Here is a 14459-nt window from a genome sequence, read left to right as displayed (position 1 = left end):
CACGGCGGAGGCACGGCGGAGGCACGGCGGAGGCACGGCGGAGGCACGGCGGAGGCACGGCGGAGGCACGGCGGAGGCACGGCGGAGGCACGGCGGAGGCACGGCGGGGGCACCGCGCGGGCACGGCCCCCGCGGTGCGGTCGCCGTCAGGTGGTGACGTCCCTGGCGGCGTCCTTCACGGCCTTCCACGCGTCGTAGCGCTTCCTGGCGGTGCGGGCGACCACGATCTGCGTCACCTGCATGCCGACCCCCATCACCACGGCGTAGCCGATCGCCTCGCCGAGGCTGATCTCCAGGGACTCGTTGTCGACGGGCGGCTTCCTGCCGGTGGCCTTCTCCCAGGCGAACCCGATGGCCTTCTTCGCCCCCCACGCGGTGGCGAGGCCCAGGAGACCCCCGATGGCCCTCCACGCCATGTCCTGCTTCTCGGTCTTGTCGGCCATGTGGTCCTCCCGTTCGCGGTTCGCCCCAAGAACACTAGTCTCCCCGAGCGGCGCATCGCGTGAAGCCATACCATAGGGAGGCATGACACAACAGCGACCGCGCTCTGCGCCCATGCCCGAGAAACCGACTCTCGATGGCCTGGAAGCCGTATGGGCGGGCCGCTGGGAGGCCGAGGGGACCTACCGTTTCGACAGGTCCCGCACGCGCGCGGAGATCTACTCGATCGACACCCCGCCGCCGACCGTCTCCGGCTCCCTCCATGTCGGCCACGTCTTCTCCTACACCCACACCGACACCGTCGCCCGCTTCCAGCGCATGCGCGGGCGCGAGGTCTTCTACCCCATGGGCTGGGACGACAACGGCCTGCCCACCGAGCGCCGGGTGCAGAACCACTTCGGCGTGCGCTGCGACCCCTCCATCGCCTACGACCCCTCGTTCGGGCCCCCGGCCAGACCCGACCCCAAGCGGCAGATCCCGATCTCGCGCGGAAACTTCATCGAGCTGTGCGAGCGGCTCACCGTCGAGGACGAGAAGGTGTTCGAGGAGCTCTGGCGCCGCCTGGGCCTGTCGGTCGACTGGTCGCTGACGTACGCCACCATCGGCGACGCCGCGCGGACCGCGTCCCAGCGCGCCTTCCTGCGCAACCTGGCCAGGGGGGAGGCGTACGTGGCGCAGGCGCCCACGCTGTGGGACGTCACCTTCCGCACCGCCGTCGCCCAGGCCGAGCTGGAGGACCGCGAGTGGCCCGGCGCCTTCCACCGGCTGGGCTTCGGCCTGTCGCAGGAGCAGCGGGCCAGGGGGTTCGGCGACCGGGTCTGGATCGAGACGACCCGCCCCGAGCTGCTGCCCGCCTGCGTCGCGCTCGTCGCCCATCCGGACGACGAACGCTACCGGCCCCTGTTCGGCACCACGGTCAGGACGCCGCTGTTCGGCGTCGAGGTGCCGGTGCTCGCCCACCACCTGGCCGAGCCCGACAAGGGCTCGGGCATCGCGATGATCTGCACCTTCGGCGACGTCACCGACGTCGTCTGGTGGCGCGAGCTCGACCTGCCCACCCGCGCCGTCATCGGCTGGGACGGCAGGCTGCTGCCGGACGCGCCCGAGGGCGTGCCGCGGGAGCCGTACGCGGAACTGGCGGGCAGGACCGTGCACGGCGCCCGCGAGCGGATCGTGGAGCTGCTGCGCGCGTCGGGCGACATGGAGGGCGAGCCGCGCCCCGTGAGGCGCACGGTGAAGTTCTACGAGAAGGGCGACCGGCCCCTGGAGATCGTCACCACCCGCCAGTGGTACATCCGCAACGGCGGGCGCGACCTCGCCCTGCGCGACGCGTTCCTGGCGCGCGGCGCGGAGCTGTCCTGGCACCCGCCGCACATGCGGGTCCGCTACGACAGCTGGGTGCAGGGGCTGGCAGGCGACTGGCTGATCTCCCGGCAGCGGTTCTTCGGGGTGCCCATCCCGGTGTGGTACCCCTTGGACGACGAGGGCGAGCCCGACCGCTCCGCGCCGATCGCGCCGCCCGAGTCCGCGCTGCCGATCGACCCGTCCGCCGACGTCCCGCCCGGCTACACCGAGGACCAGCGCGGCAAGGCGGGCGGCTTCATCGGCGACCCGGACGTCATGGACACCTGGGCCACCTCCTCGCTGACACCGCAGATCGCCGGGGGCTGGGAGCGCGACCGGGACCTGTTCGAGCGGGTCTTCCCGATGGACCTGCGCCCGCAGGCCCACGAGATCATCCGGACCTGGCTGTTCTCCACGGCGGTCCGCGCCCACCTGGAGCACGGCACCCTGCCCTGGAACCACGTCGCGATCTCCGGGTGGATCCTCGACCCCGACCGCAAGAAGATGTCCAAGTCCCGGGGCAACGTGGTCACCCCGCTCGGCCTGCTGGAGCAGTACGGCTCCGACGCGGTCCGCTACTGGGCGGCCGGCGGCCGTCCGGGCACCGACACGGCGTTCGACACCGGCCAGATCAAGGTCGGCCGCCGGCTGGCCATCAAGATCCTGAACGCCTCCCGGTTCGTCCTGGGCCTGGGCGAGGGAGGCGGGGAGGTCACCGAGCCGATCGACCTGTCGATGCTGGCCAGGCTGTCGGAGGTGGTCCACGAGGCCACCGAGGCCTTCGAGGGCTACGACTACACCCGCGCGCTGGAGCGCACCGAGCGGTTCTTCTGGGAGTTCTGCGACGACTACCTGGAGCTGGTCAAGGCCAGGGCCTACGACGACGCCGAGGACGGGAGCGGGGAGGCGGGCGCGGCGGCGCGTTCGGCCCACGCGGCGCTGCGCGAGGCGCTCGACGTCATGCTCCGGCTGTTCGCCCCGTTCCTGCCCTTCGTCACCGAGGAGGTCTGGTCCTGGTGGCGTGAGGGTTCGGTGCACCGGGCCGCCTGGCCCCAGGCGCGCGAGCGGGAAGGCGATCCCGAGCTGCTGCCCGCGGTGGCCGCCGTCCTCGGCCGGGTCCGCAAGGCCAAGTCCGACGCCCGCCTGTCCATGCGCGCGGAGGTCGCCCGGCTGACCGTCACCGGCGCGGGGGCCGACCTCGTGCGCCGGGCGCAGGACGACCTGTGCGGCGCGGGCGTCATCGACGAGTTCGTGCTCAGGGAGGGCGAGGGGGACCTGCTGGTGGAGGTCACCCTCACCTGACCGGCGGGCACGCACGCGAATCTGTCCTCGCCGTCGGGGAATCCTGCCGTACGGTCGAGGCAGGACAGGTGAGAGGAGGACAGGCATGCCGCCAGGATGTGGCAACTGCAGCTGCTACCTCGAAGACAGGGTGATCTCCCGCCCGCCGGATGAGCGCTGACCTCAGCCGGGTGAGCGCCCGCCCCTGACCGGGCGGGCGCCGATCCCGGCCGGGCGGCCGCCTTTGCCGGTGGGCGCGTTCCCGGCGGGCGTCGGCGGCCGGCCGCCGGGCAACCGCGGCGCGGGCCCGCGCGTAGCCGCAGGTCCGGGCGGACTGGAGTCCCCCGGACTCATCCGCGGGGAGCGCCTCAAAACCCTGGGGGCGCTTCGAAACCCTCGCGCATTTCCCTTCCCGGCGTGACAGTCTGGATTATGTGATCTCCGATCGGGAACGCCTGACCAGCCTGGTGCCTCGCACGTTGCTGCGCATCGCGATGTGGAGCCTCTGCCTGATCATCATCGGCTGGGCCGTCTTCTACTTCGCGCAGTTCATCGCGACGTTGCGCATCGTGGTGCTGCCGGTGGCCATCGCGCTCCTGCTGACCGCGCTGCTGTTCCCGCTCACCAAGCGGTTCGGGGCGATGGGCATGCGGCCCATCTACGCGACCTGGCTCACGATGATCATCGCGCTCACCGTGCTCGGCGGCACCGGCTGGATCATCGGGGTGCGCGCCAACGACGAGTTCCCCGGCCTCGTCGACCAGGTGCGCCAGACGGTCAAGACCGTGCAGAACTGGCTCCACACCGGGCCCCTGCACCTGCAGCCGACCCAGATCACCAGCTGGGTCGACGAGATCGGCAAGCAGATCACCACCCAGCGCAACCAGATCACCCAGACGGTCCTCACCGGCGCCACGGTGGCGCTGGAGGTGCTGGCCTCCATCGTGCTGCTGCTGTTCGTGACGTTCTTCCTGCTCAAGGACGGCGACCGGATCTGGTCGTGGTTCCTGAAGGGCTTCGGCGAGGTCGCGCCCCGCGTCGACATGGCCGGCCGGGCCGCCTGGGTGACGCTCTCGCACTACGTGCAGGGCACGGTCGCGGTGGCCGCCGTACACGGCGTGATCATGGGTATCGTGCTCGCGGGGATGGGCGTGCCGCTCTGGGCGCCGCTCGCGGTGATGATCTTCCTGGCCAGCTTCATCCCCATCGTCGGCATCTTCTTCGCCGGTTCCGTGGCCACCCTGGTCACCCTCGGCGCCAAGGGCCCGATCTACGCCCTGATCTTCCTCGGCATCCTGCTCGTGGAGCAGCAGCTGGAGAACCACGTGCTCCAGCCGCTGATCGTCGGCAGGGTGCTCCACTTCCACCCGTTGGCGATCATCCTGGTGCTGGCGGTGGGCGGCATCCTGGCGGGCATCGCCGGGGCCGCCGTGGCGGTGCCGGTGGCCGCGGTGATCTACCGGGCGCTGCCCGAGCTCATGGGCGGCTCCCACCTGGCCCTGCCACCGGCGCCACCGGCGCCACCGCATCCCGGCTCCGCCGGCCCCGATCCCGGCGGCCCCGATCCCGGCGGTCCGGATCCCGGCGGTCCGGATCCCGGCGGTCCGGATCCCGGTGGCCCCGATCCCGGCGGTCCGGATCCCGGTGGTCCGGATCCCGGTGGTCCGGATCCCGGTGGCCCCGATCCCGGTGGTCCGGATCCCGGCGATCCGGGTGATCCCGGTGGCCTGGCACCGCCGGGTGCGGCGGGAAAACCGGTGAATGAGGAATCACCGCAGCCCAGGGGGTAACGTTCTGCCCCGTGACCCGTTCCGCCCTGACCACCCCCCCCGCCGGATGCGACCCGCCCGAGGCCGCTTCCCGGCGCGCCCGCTCCCGGCACCCCGCTCGGCTCCCACTACAGCCGCTGCTTCGGCTGCGGCGCCGGACACCCGAACGGCCTGCACCTGACCGCCTCCAGCCCCGACGGGGTCACGGTGGTCGCCGAGTTCACCGTGGAGGAGACCCACCAGGGCGCGCCCGGCCTGGCGCACGGCGGCGTGCTCGCCGCGGCGATGGACGAGGTCATCGGCATGTCCGTGTGGCTCTTCCAGCGCCCCTACGTCACCGGCCGGCTGGAGACCGACTATCTCGCGCCGGTTCCGGTCGGCACCGTCCTGCATCTGCGCGCCTGGTGCAACGGCATGTCCGGCAGGAAGGCGTACCTTGAGGCTGAGGGCCGGATCGGTTCCCCGGACGGCCCGGTCGCCGTGCGGGCCGCGGCGCTCTTCATCGAGGTGGCCATGGAACATTTCGCCAAGCACGGCGACATCCAGACGATCGCCGACGAGCACCACGAGTACGAGGTGAACCCGTGACCCACACCGTCGAGGTGTTGATCCACCGGCTCGACGCCGACCTGCCGCCGCCCTCGTACGCCCACCCGGGCGACGCGGGCGCGGATCTCCACGCCGCCGAGGACGTCGAGCTCCTCCCCGGAGAGCGGGCCGTGGTCGGCACCGGGCTGGCGATCGCCCTGCCCGACGGGTACGCCGCGTTCGTCCACCCGCGCTCGGGCCTGGCCGTCAGGCACGGCGTGACGCTCGTCAACGCGCCCGGCACCGTCGACGCGGGATACCGGGGCGAGATCAAGGTGACGCTGATCAACACCGACACCAAGAACGCCGTACGGCTGCGCAGGGGAGACCGCGTCGCGCAGCTGGTGGTCCAGAAGGTGGAGAAGGCGGTGTTCCACGAGGTGGACCGGTTGCCGGGATCGGCGCGAGGCGCCGGCGGATTCGGGTCCACCGGCCGCTGACAGGGAGCGAACCCGGTGAGGTGGGCGAAGTGGCCGATGGTGATCGGGGACCGGAGCGCGTCTCCGGCCCGCGGGGCCGCCCGCCGCCGCGCCCGGCGGGGGACGAGTGACCAGTGAATCTTCAAGGAGCGTGAGGAAAGTGTTCGGACGTAACCGCCGTGAGAAGTCCCCGGCCGCCAAGGCCGCCAAGGCCGTGGCGCAGGAGGTCGAGCAGGTCCCCGCGCGGGAGTCGGGGCCATGGGACGCCGACGAGCCCCATCCCGAGCGGGAGCGGGTCGACCTCGGAGGCATGCGCCTGCCGGTCGACGCCGGTTTCGAGGTGCAGCTCAACCTGGCCGGTGACCAGATCGTCGGCGCTGTGGTCCTGTTCGAGGGGAGCGCCCTGCAGGTGCACGCCTTCGCGGCGCCCAGGCGGAGCGGGATCTGGGACGAGGTCAGGGCCGAGCTGGCCGAGGGCGTCAAGAGCGCCGGGGGCACCGCCGAGGAGCGGGAGGGGGCGTTCGGCGTCGAACTGGCCGCCAGGATCCCCGCGGAGGGCGGCGAGCAGCCGGTCCGCTACATCGGGGTGGACGGGCCACGCTGGTTCCTGCGCGCGGTGATCAGCGGGAAGGCCGCGGAGGACGCCGGGGTCGCCGCGACGCTGGAGGGTGTCGTGCGGGACATAGTCGTGGTACGCGGCGACGAGCCGATGGCTCCCAAGGAGGCGATCGAGCTCCGGCTGCCGCCCGAGGCCAGGCAGGCCGCGGAGCAGCAGGCCGCCGGGGGCGATGTGCCCGACCTCAACCCGTTCGACCGGGGACCCGAGATCGCCGAGATCCGCTGACGGGCCCGATCGCGTACGCTGGTTCGACTCGTGTGTGAAGGAGAGGTCCGTGGGTTCTCAGGAGCCGCATAAACAGAGCGGTTTGCGGGGATTCTTCCGCCGGTTGACCGCCGGTCAGGCCGAATTGGAGGCCGACGAGCTCCAGCAGGACCTCGACCGCCACGGTGCCACGCCCATCGTCTCGTGCGGTGTGCGCCGTCGCTTCTGCGTGACCGGCACGCTGCGGACGGTGACACTGCGTCCTCGCGGGGGCGCTCCGGCGCTGGAGGCCGAGCTTTATGATGGTTCGGATGTGATCGACCTGATATGGCTGGGCCGTAGGAAGATCGCGGGTATCGAGCCGGGGCGCCTGGTGCTGGCGGAAGGACTCGTCAGCGTGCAGGATGGCCGCAAAGTCATGTTCAATCCGAGATACGAGCTGCGTCCCGCGGGCGGTGCGTGAGTGATTGACGATCACGAGACGGTGAGCGAGAAGATGACCACCACCGGCGAGACCGCCGCGCACGACACGGTCGAGGCCGCGATCCGCAGCCAGCTGGCCAAGGCCTTCGGCGGAGTGCGGGGCGTCATCGAGGCGGCCGTGCCCACCATCGCCTTCACCGGCATGTGGATCACCACCTCCGACCTGAAGAAATCCCTGATCGTCAGCATCTCGGCCGCGGTGCTGCTGCTCGTCGTGCGGCTGGTGCAGCGCTCGACGCCGCAGTTCGTGGTCAACAGCCTGATCGGCATCGGCATCGGCGCGTTCTTCGCCTCCCGCACCGGCCAGGCGGAAGACGTCTTCCTGCCGGGCATCCTCTACAACGCCGGCTACTCCGTGGTGATGCTGCTGTCGATCGTCACCCGATGGCCGGTGGTGGGCTTCCTCATCGGCTCCGTCACCGGCGACCCGACCGCGTGGCGCGCGGATCCGGCCGTGGTGAAGCTCTGCACCAGGCTCACCTGGCTGCTGATGATCCCGTGCGTGGTCCGGGTGGCGGTGCAGCTCCCCGTCTACCTGATCGGCCGGGACGACGCCGTCGCCGAGCTGGGCATCCTCAAGATCGCGATGGGCTGGCCGCTCCAGGTCGCGGCGCTCGCCGCCATGGTGTGGCTCCTGGCCCGGGGCAGGACCCCGGTGCGGCCCGCGGTCTCCTGACCGCGGGGCCCGGTCCGGGTCCGCCGCCCTCCGCGCCGTCGCGGAGGGCTTTCCCGTTCACCGCCGGTACGGGCCCTTCCCGCCGGCTTCCGTTCCCCGCCGGCTTCCGTTCCCCGCCCGCTTCCGGTCCGGGCCGGAAGCGGGCGGGAGCGGCGCGCGGTGCGGGAGATCCCGGCTCAGCGGGGCGTACGGTGCGGGGACAGGAGCTCGGCCAGCTCCTCCTCGACCTCCTGGCTGGCCACGAACATCAGCTCGTCACCGGCCTCCAGCGGGTCGTCGGCGGTCGGCACCAGCACCCGGCCCTCGCGCAGGATCGCGACCAGGGCGGTGTCGTTGGGCCACGGCACCGAGCCGGCGCGCTGGCCGACGACCGGCGCGTCCTCGGGCAGGGTGAGCTCGACCAGGTTGGCCTGCCCCTGGCGGAAGGTCATCAGCCGCACCAGGTCGCCGACGCTGACCGCCTCCTCGACCAGCGCGCTCAGCAGGCGCGGGGTCGAGACGGCCACGTCGACGCCCCACGACTCGTTGAACAGCCACTCGTTCTTGGGGTGGTTGATCCTGGCGACCACGCGCGGCACGCCGTACTCCGTCTTGGCGAGCAGCGAGACCACGAGGTTGACCTTGTCGTCGCCGCTGGCGGCGACGACCACGTGGCACTCGGCCAGGCCCGCCTCGTCCAGCGAGGAGATCTCGCAGGCGTCGGCGAGCAGCCACTCCGCCCGCGGCACGGTATCGATCTTGATGGCCTTGGGGTCGATGTCGACGAGCAGGACCTCGTGGCCGTTCTCCAGGAGCTCGGCGGCGATCGACCTGCCGACCGCTCCCGCGCCGGCGATGGTGACGCGCATCAGTGCTCCTCCTCCGGCGCCCCGGACAGCACCTTGTTGATGCGGTCCATGTCGGTCTCGACCGCCATGACGTGCAGCACGTCGCCCTCCTGCACCACCGAGTCGTTCTTGGGCAGCAGGGTGTCGCCGATCCGGTTGATGAACGCCAGGCGGGTGCCCGCCGCCGCCTCCAGGTCCCTCGTCGGGGTGCCGATCCAGCCGGGGTGGTAGGCCACCTCCGCCAGCACCACGCACCCGCTGGGGTCGCGCCAGAGCGGCTCGGCGCCCTCGGGCAGGACGCGGCGCAGGATCTGGTCGGCGGTCCAGCGGACCGTGGCCACGGTGGGGATGCCCAGCCGCTGGTAGACCTCGGCGCGCCGGGAGTCGTAGATCCTCGCCACGACGTTGTCCACGCCGAAAGTCTCGCGGGCGACCCTGGCGGAGATGATGTTCGAGTTGTCGCCGCTGCTCACCGCCACGTAGGCGCCCGCGGCCTCGATGCCGGCCTCCTCCAGGACGTCCCGGTCGAAGCCGATTCCGGTCACCCTGCGACCCCGAAACCCCGCCCGCAGGCGGCGGAACGCCTGCGGGTCACGGTCGATGATCGCGACCGAGTGGCCGCTGTCCTCAAGGATGTGCGCCAGGGTCGAACCGACCCGGCCACACCCCATGATCACGATATGCATGCTCCCCCGCCGGTCGCTGTGAGGCGGATCTTGATCCCGATGTATTCAGCCAGTATGGACCGCCCCAGGAGTGCCGCGTGAGTGGGGCCGAGTAATAACGGCTAGCATCTGCAGACGTGTCGAAGGTGACGGACCTTGTCAAACGCCTTTTCATCGGGCGGGCGCTGCGCAGCACGCAGCTGCACGAGCAGCTGCTCCCCAAGCGCATCGCGCTGCCCGTTTTCGCGAGCGACGCCCTCTCCTCCGTGGCCTACGCCCCGCAGGAGATCCTGGTCATCCTCTCCCTCGCCGGAGTCTCGTTCTACCACTTCAGCCCCTGGGTCGCCGTCGCCGTCGTCGTGGTGATGCTCACCGTCGTGGCGTCGTACCGGCAGAACGTGCACGCCTACCCCAGCGGGGGCGGCGACTACGAGGTCGCCACCGTCAACCTCGGCCCGAACGCGGGCCTGACCGTCGCCAGCGCCCTGATGGTCGACTACGTGCTGACCGTCGCGGTCTCGGTCGCCAACGGCGTCGACTACGTGGGCGCCACCATCCCGTACGTCGCCCAGCACAAGCCGCTGGTCGCGATCCTCATCGTCGTGCTGCTGACGATCGTCAACCTGCGCGGCATCCGCGAGTCGGGCGCGGCCTTCGCGATCCCCACCTACGCCTTCATGTTCGCCGTCCTCGGCCTGGTCGCGTGGGGCGGTTTCCGGGTGCTCGTCCTCGGCGACGAGCTGCACGCGCCCACCTCCGGGTACGAGATCATCGCCGAGCAGTCGAACCTGACCTCCTTCGCGGCGGCCTTCCTGATCCTGCGCGCGTTCTCCTCCGGCTGTGCCGCCCTCACCGGCGTCGAGGCGATCAGCAACGGCGTGCCCGCCTTCCGCAAGCCCAAGAGCAAGAACGCCGCGAGCACCCTGCTGATGATGGGCCTGGTCTCGGTGACCATGTTCGTCGGCATCATCACCCTGGGGCTGGCCTCGGGCGTCAAGGTCGCCGAGCCCTCCGTCGCCTATCGTGACGTCCTCATCGACGGCAGGCCCGCCGGGCCCGGCTACTACCAGCAGCCGATCATCGCCCAGGTGGCCGACGCGGTCTTCGGCAACGGCTCGCTCCCCTTCTTCGTCATCGCGGCCGTCACCGCGCTGATCCTGTTCCTGGCCGCCAACACCGCCTTCAACGGCTTCCCGGTGCTCGGCTCGATCCTGGCCCAGGACCGCTACCTGCCCCGCCAGCTGCACACCAGGGGGGACCGGCTCGCCTTCTCCAACGGCATCGTGATCCTCGCCGCCGGGGCCTGCCTGCTGCTGTGGGGCTTCGACGCCGACGTCAGCCGCCTGCTCAACCTCTACATCGTGGGCGTCTTCGTGTCGTTCACGCTGAGCCAGATCGGCATGGTCAGGCACTGGACCCGGCATCTGAGGACCGAGGGCGACCTGAGGGTCCGGCACCAGATGCACCGCTCGCGGACCATCAACTTCTTCGGCGGCGTCATGACCGGCGTGGTGCTGGTGGTGGTGCTGGTCACCAAGTTCACCCACGGGGCGTGGATCGTCTGCGTGGCCATGCCGGTGCTGTTCCTGATGATGAAGGGCATCCACCGCCACTACGAGAACGTGGCCGCCGAGCTCACCGTCGCCGAGGACTCCCAGGTGGACGAGTCGATGCTGCCCGCGCGCAACCACGCCATCGTCCTGGTCTCCAAGATCCACAAGCCGACCCTGCGCGCCCTCGCCTACGCCCGCGCCACCCGCCCCTCCAAGCTGGAGGCGATCACCGTGGGGGTGGAGGGCCCCGAGGCCAGGGCCCTGCAGGAGGAGTGGGAACGGCGCGGCATCCCGGTGCCGCTGAAGATGCTCGACTCGCCCTACCGCGAGATCACCCGGCCGATCCTGGAGTACGTCAAGTCGCTGCGCCGCCGCTCGCCCCGCGACGTGGTGAGCGTCTACATCCCCGAGTACGTCGTCGGCCACTGGTGGGAGCACCTCCTGCACAACCAGAGCGCGCTGCGGCTGAAGGGCCGCCTGCTGTTCCAGCCGGGCGTGATGGTCATCAGCGTGCCCTGGCAACTGCACTCCTCCGACCGGCTCAAGGGCCGCCCCGAGCCCTTCGCGCCGGGCGCCGTACGCCGCCCGCGCCAGGAGGCGGCACGGGACGAGGACGTCAAGGCATAACCTTTCGTATGCGCTCCTGACGCGAGGAGGCTCGACCGACGACGGATTTTCCCTTGGGGGCAACGACCATGGCCATCGAACTGACCGTAGGACCGGTTGCGCACGGTGGCTGGTGCGTCGCCCGCCACGACGGCCGGGTCGTCTTCGTACGGCACGCGCTGCCCGGTGAGCGGGTCATCGCCGAGATCACCGAGGAGACCTCCCGGTTCCTGCGGGCCGACGCGGTCGAGATCCTGGAACCCTCCGCCGACCGGGTGACCCCGCCGTGCCCGTTCGCGGGCCCCGGCCGCTGCGGCGGCTGCGACTGGCAGCACGCCTCCCTCGACGCCCAGCGCCGCCTGAAGGCCGACGTGGTGGCCGAGCAGCTCAAGCGCCTGGCCTCGATCGACTGGAAGGGCACCGTCGAGGAGGTCCCCGGAGCCCCGGACGGGCTCGGCTGGCGCACCCGCGTCCAGTTCGCCGTCGACCGGGAGGGCGGCCTGGGCCTGCGCCGCCACCGCTCCCACGACGTCGAGCCGGTGGACGCCTGCCTGATCGCCCACCCCGAGGTGGAGAACGTCGGCGCCGAGGTCATGAACTGGCGCAACGCCTCCTCGGTCGAGGTCATCGCCTCCACCACCGGCGACCAGGCGGTCGTGGTCGCGCCCAAGCCCCGGCGCACGGTGGCCGTGCCCGACCTCGACACGAGCGTGGCCGTCTTCGTCGACGAGGGCAAGGGCCGCAGCCGCGTCGTCCACGGCCGCAACCATCTCGTCGAGCGCGTCGCCGAGCGCGACTTCCAGGTCACCGGCAGCGGCTTCTGGCAGGTGCACCCCGGCGCCGCCGCCACCCTGCTCGACGCCGTCATGGAGTTCGCCGCCCCGCAACCGGGGGAGTGGGCCCTCGACCTCTACTGCGGCGTCGGCCTGTTCGCCGCCGGGCTGGCCGAGGCGGTCGGTCCCGAGGGGGCCGTGTTCGGCGTCGAGTCCGAGTCCGTGGCGGTCCGCGACGCCGAGCGCAACCTCCGCGACCTGCCCCAGGCCCGCTTCGCCAGGGGACGGGTGGAGAACGCCCTCGACCGCTTCGGCATCGAGCGTGCCGACCTGGTCGTCGTCGACCCGCCCAGGGCCGGGCTGGGCCGCGACGTCGTCGACCGCGTCACCACCCTCCAGGCGACCCGGATCGTGTACGTCTCCTGTGATCCGGCCACCCTCGCCCGCGACCTGGCCTGGTTCGCCGAGCGGGGTTACCGCCTCGCCGATCTGCGGGCTTTCGACGCCTTCCCGATGACCCACCACGTGGAGTGCGTGGCGCACCTGGTCAGCGAGACGATCTAGGCTCTGACCTGGGGAAACGAAACACATGGTGTTTCGTCGAGCCCCAGGGTGCCTCCCGGGAGCGCGCATGAGTGCGCACGATCATGGAAACGCCCCGCGATCGATCCGGCGTATTCCAGGGGTCGTCGCAACACAGTGATCAACTACTGACGGCGAGAAGCATAGCGAGACGGTCGGCCGACGGTGCGCCACCGCACACGCTCGCCGCTAGCGCCAGTACGGTCAGCAGCCCGGCGATGCCTCTCCCGGGAGCGTCGTCATGCGATCCATCTTGACCCCTCAACGGTCGCGGCAGTCGCTCGCTTATAGGTAGATGACCGGTATATATTGATCACATGAGGCAGATGCAGGAGCCGACCTTCCTGATCCTGACCGCGTTAGCTGCCGGTCCACAGCACGGATACGGCGTCATCACTGACGTGGAGCGAATCTCGGACGGCCAGGTTCGCCTGCGAGCCGGCACCTTGTACACCGCTTTCGACCGCCTCCAGGATGAGGGCCTGATCACCGAGGACCGAGAGGAGATCGTCGACGGCCGGGTGCGCCGCTACTACCGGCTGACCGGCGACGGTGCGGCGAGACTGACGGCGGAGGCCGAGCGGATGCGCAGGCACGCCAAGGCGGCCACCGCACGCCTGCGCGCGATCGGCTCGGGGGGAACCGCATGAGTTCGCTCGAAGCCCGCTACCGCCGTCTCCTGGCCACCTACCCGCGCGACCACCGAGCGCGGCATGAGGAAGAGATGATCGGCGTACTCCTCGCCGGGGCGCGGTCCGGCCAGACCCGTCCCCATCCGGCCGATGTGGCCGACTTACTGTGGGGCGCGCTGCGCGTCCACGGGCGGCGAGCCTTCGGCCCGGTCTCCGCGCCGGCCTGGCGCGAAGGGTTAGCACTCGCTGTGGCGCTGTGGCCGTTCCTGATGCTGACAGGTGCGCTGGCGACCGGGCTGCTCCAGGGTGCCGAAGCCGTGGGGAACGCGAGGACCGCCGTTGTGGAGCGGCCGATCTGGATCCTGTACCTGGCCGAGCCGATCGTCATCGCGGCCCTGCCGGTGCTGGCCGTGCTGCTCGGCCGACGATGGATCGCCGTGCTCGGCGTGGTCGCATTCGTGCTGTATCAGGCCGACCACCCCCGCATCCTGGATCTGGACACGCTGCTGTTCCCGAATCACGGCCCGGTCCTTCTGGCCCAGCTCGCAACCGTCGCCATCGCCTTCGTGCCCGCGGCGCATCGCGCGATCACGGTCATTCCCCGGCGCGGATTCCTGCTGTGGGGGCCGCTCGCCGTGGCAGGACTGACCATGAGCAAGGCCATCGTGCGCTGGGTGGACGTGATCACCCATCACGACATCGTGACCTGGAAACCCGTGCCCTGGCTAGTCGTGGTCGGGCTGGCGGCCGGGTACGCGTGCAGATCGTCCGTCGGACGGCGGGCGGCGCTGTTGCTGTTCCTGCCTGCGGCGGCCCTGGGCGACCTCGGGGACCTGCCGTCGGTGCCCACCTCCACGGCCCTTGCCCAGCTCGGGTGCGTGGCCCTGGCCTTCACCGCCACGACTGCCTTGACCCGGCGGCGAAGCGGCCACAGACGAGTCCCGGCTTCTTGAGGAAGAACGCCCAGCAGATCAACGACCAGGCAGCCTCGATGGTG

14 protein-coding genes are annotated in these 14459 nt (G+C 71.1%); 11 read left to right on the top strand and 3 right to left on the bottom strand.

The annotated features are described in order from the left end of the window. Positions 1-146: 146 nt before the first annotated feature. On the bottom strand, positions 147-443 hold the full coding sequence (locus AB0F88_RS12365) for a DUF4235 domain-containing protein (RefSeq protein ID WP_362681287.1): 297 nt from the start codon (positions 441-443) through the stop codon (positions 147-149). 82 nt (positions 444-525) lie between these two features. Between AB0F88_RS12365 and valS the strand changes: the two genes are divergently transcribed. From valS to AB0F88_RS12330, 7 genes are all read left to right on the top strand, one after another. Beyond that, a complete protein-coding gene (gene valS, locus AB0F88_RS12360; RefSeq protein WP_362681284.1) occupies positions 526-3087 on the top strand; it encodes a valine--tRNA ligase in 2562 nt (853 codons plus the stop codon). Between the two features lie 413 nt (positions 3088-3500). Then, positions 3501-4856 carry an AI-2E family transporter gene (locus tag AB0F88_RS12355; protein WP_362681281.1) on the top strand — a complete coding sequence of 452 codons (1356 nt, stop codon included), beginning with the start codon at positions 3501-3503 and terminating at the stop codon, positions 4854-4856. 186 nt (positions 4857-5042) lie between these two features. Continuing rightward, entirely contained in the window at positions 5043-5423 is a 381-nt protein-coding gene (locus AB0F88_RS12350; protein WP_362681278.1) for a PaaI family thioesterase, read from the top strand. After that, positions 5420-5863, top strand: coding sequence for a dUTP diphosphatase (gene dut / locus AB0F88_RS12345; protein ID WP_362681275.1), 444 nt, complete (start codon positions 5420-5422; stop codon positions 5861-5863). Before AB0F88_RS12350 ends, dut begins: the two co-directional genes overlap by 4 nt. Positions 5864-6002: 139 nt before the next feature. Next, a complete protein-coding gene (locus AB0F88_RS12340) occupies positions 6003-6686 on the top strand; it encodes a DUF3710 domain-containing protein (protein WP_362681272.1) in 684 nt (227 codons plus the stop codon). 49 nt (positions 6687-6735) lie between these two features. Continuing rightward, the gene (locus tag AB0F88_RS12335) at positions 6736-7128 is read left to right on the top strand and encodes an OB-fold nucleic acid binding domain-containing protein (RefSeq protein ID WP_350976087.1); all 393 of its coding nucleotides are present in this window, start codon (positions 6736-6738) and stop codon (positions 7126-7128) included. 33 nt (positions 7129-7161) lie between these two features. Continuing rightward, positions 7162-7824, top strand: a complete 663-nt coding sequence (locus AB0F88_RS12330; RefSeq protein ID WP_362682475.1) for a DUF3159 domain-containing protein — start codon at positions 7162-7164, stop codon at positions 7822-7824. A gap of 176 nt (positions 7825-8000) precedes the next feature. Here the strand turns inward: AB0F88_RS12330 and AB0F88_RS12325 are convergent, their stop codons facing one another. Together AB0F88_RS12325 and AB0F88_RS12320 are read right to left on the bottom strand one after the other, a co-directional pair. Next, positions 8001-8672: a TrkA family potassium uptake protein gene (locus AB0F88_RS12325; RefSeq protein ID WP_329084000.1), complete on the bottom strand. Its 672-nt coding sequence runs from the start codon at positions 8670-8672 to the stop codon at positions 8001-8003. Beyond that, positions 8672-9337, bottom strand: a complete 666-nt coding sequence (locus AB0F88_RS12320; RefSeq protein WP_362681267.1) for a TrkA family potassium uptake protein — start codon at positions 9335-9337, stop codon at positions 8672-8674. The genes AB0F88_RS12325 and AB0F88_RS12320 overlap by 1 nt, the downstream gene beginning before the upstream one ends. Before the next feature lie 116 nt (positions 9338-9453). On the opposite strand from AB0F88_RS12320, the gene AB0F88_RS12315 reads away from it, so the two are divergent. The 4 genes from AB0F88_RS12315 to AB0F88_RS12300 all read left to right on the top strand — a co-directional run bounded on the left by AB0F88_RS12315 (position 9454) and on the right by AB0F88_RS12300 (position 14415). After that, a complete protein-coding gene (locus tag AB0F88_RS12315) occupies positions 9454-11496 on the top strand; it encodes an APC family permease (RefSeq protein ID WP_362681264.1) in 2043 nt (680 codons plus the stop codon). Positions 11497-11564: 68 nt separating this feature from the next. Further along, positions 11565-12812, top strand: coding sequence for a class I SAM-dependent RNA methyltransferase (locus AB0F88_RS12310; protein ID WP_362681261.1), 1248 nt, complete (start codon positions 11565-11567; stop codon positions 12810-12812). Between the two features lie 335 nt (positions 12813-13147). Continuing rightward, complete coding sequence (locus AB0F88_RS12305) at positions 13148-13480, top strand: helix-turn-helix transcriptional regulator (protein WP_362681258.1); 333 nt, start codon at positions 13148-13150, stop codon at positions 13478-13480. Further along, positions 13477-14415, top strand: a complete 939-nt coding sequence (locus tag AB0F88_RS12300; protein ID WP_362681255.1) for a hypothetical protein — start codon at positions 13477-13479, stop codon at positions 14413-14415. The genes AB0F88_RS12305 and AB0F88_RS12300 overlap by 4 nt, the downstream gene beginning before the upstream one ends. The last annotated feature ends 44 nt before the right edge of the window (positions 14416-14459 follow it).

The organism is Streptosporangium sp. NPDC023963 (genome assembly GCF_040639135.1).
Lineage (GTDB): Bacteria > Actinomycetota > Actinomycetes > Streptosporangiales > Streptosporangiaceae > Streptosporangium.
The sequence above is the reverse complement of the archived record's forward strand: the minus strand, read 5'-3'. Positions and strand labels throughout refer to the sequence as shown.

Excerpts from the sequence above, each read along its gene's own strand:
- AB0F88_RS12365 (WP_362681287.1), bottom strand. The coding sequence starts at position 443 with ATGGCCGACAAGACCGAGAAGCAGGACATGGCGTGGAGGGCCATCGGG.
- valS (WP_362681284.1), top strand. The coding sequence starts at position 526 with ATGACACAACAGCGACCGCGCTCTGCGCCCATGCCCGAGAAACCGACT.
- AB0F88_RS12330 (WP_362682475.1), top strand. The coding sequence starts at position 7,162 with ATGACCACCACCGGCGAGACCGCCGCGCACGACACGGTCGAGGCCGCG.
- AB0F88_RS12325 (WP_329084000.1), bottom strand. The coding sequence starts at position 8,672 with ATGCGCGTCACCATCGCCGGCGCGGGAGCGGTCGGCAGGTCGATCGCC.
- AB0F88_RS12320 (WP_362681267.1), bottom strand. The coding sequence starts at position 9,337 with ATGCATATCGTGATCATGGGGTGTGGCCGGGTCGGTTCGACCCTGGCG.
- AB0F88_RS12310 (WP_362681261.1), top strand. The coding sequence starts at position 11,565 with ATGGCCATCGAACTGACCGTAGGACCGGTTGCGCACGGTGGCTGGTGC.
- AB0F88_RS12305 (WP_362681258.1), top strand. The coding sequence starts at position 13,148 with ATGAGGCAGATGCAGGAGCCGACCTTCCTGATCCTGACCGCGTTAGCT.
- AB0F88_RS12300 (WP_362681255.1), top strand. The coding sequence starts at position 13,477 with ATGAGTTCGCTCGAAGCCCGCTACCGCCGTCTCCTGGCCACCTACCCG.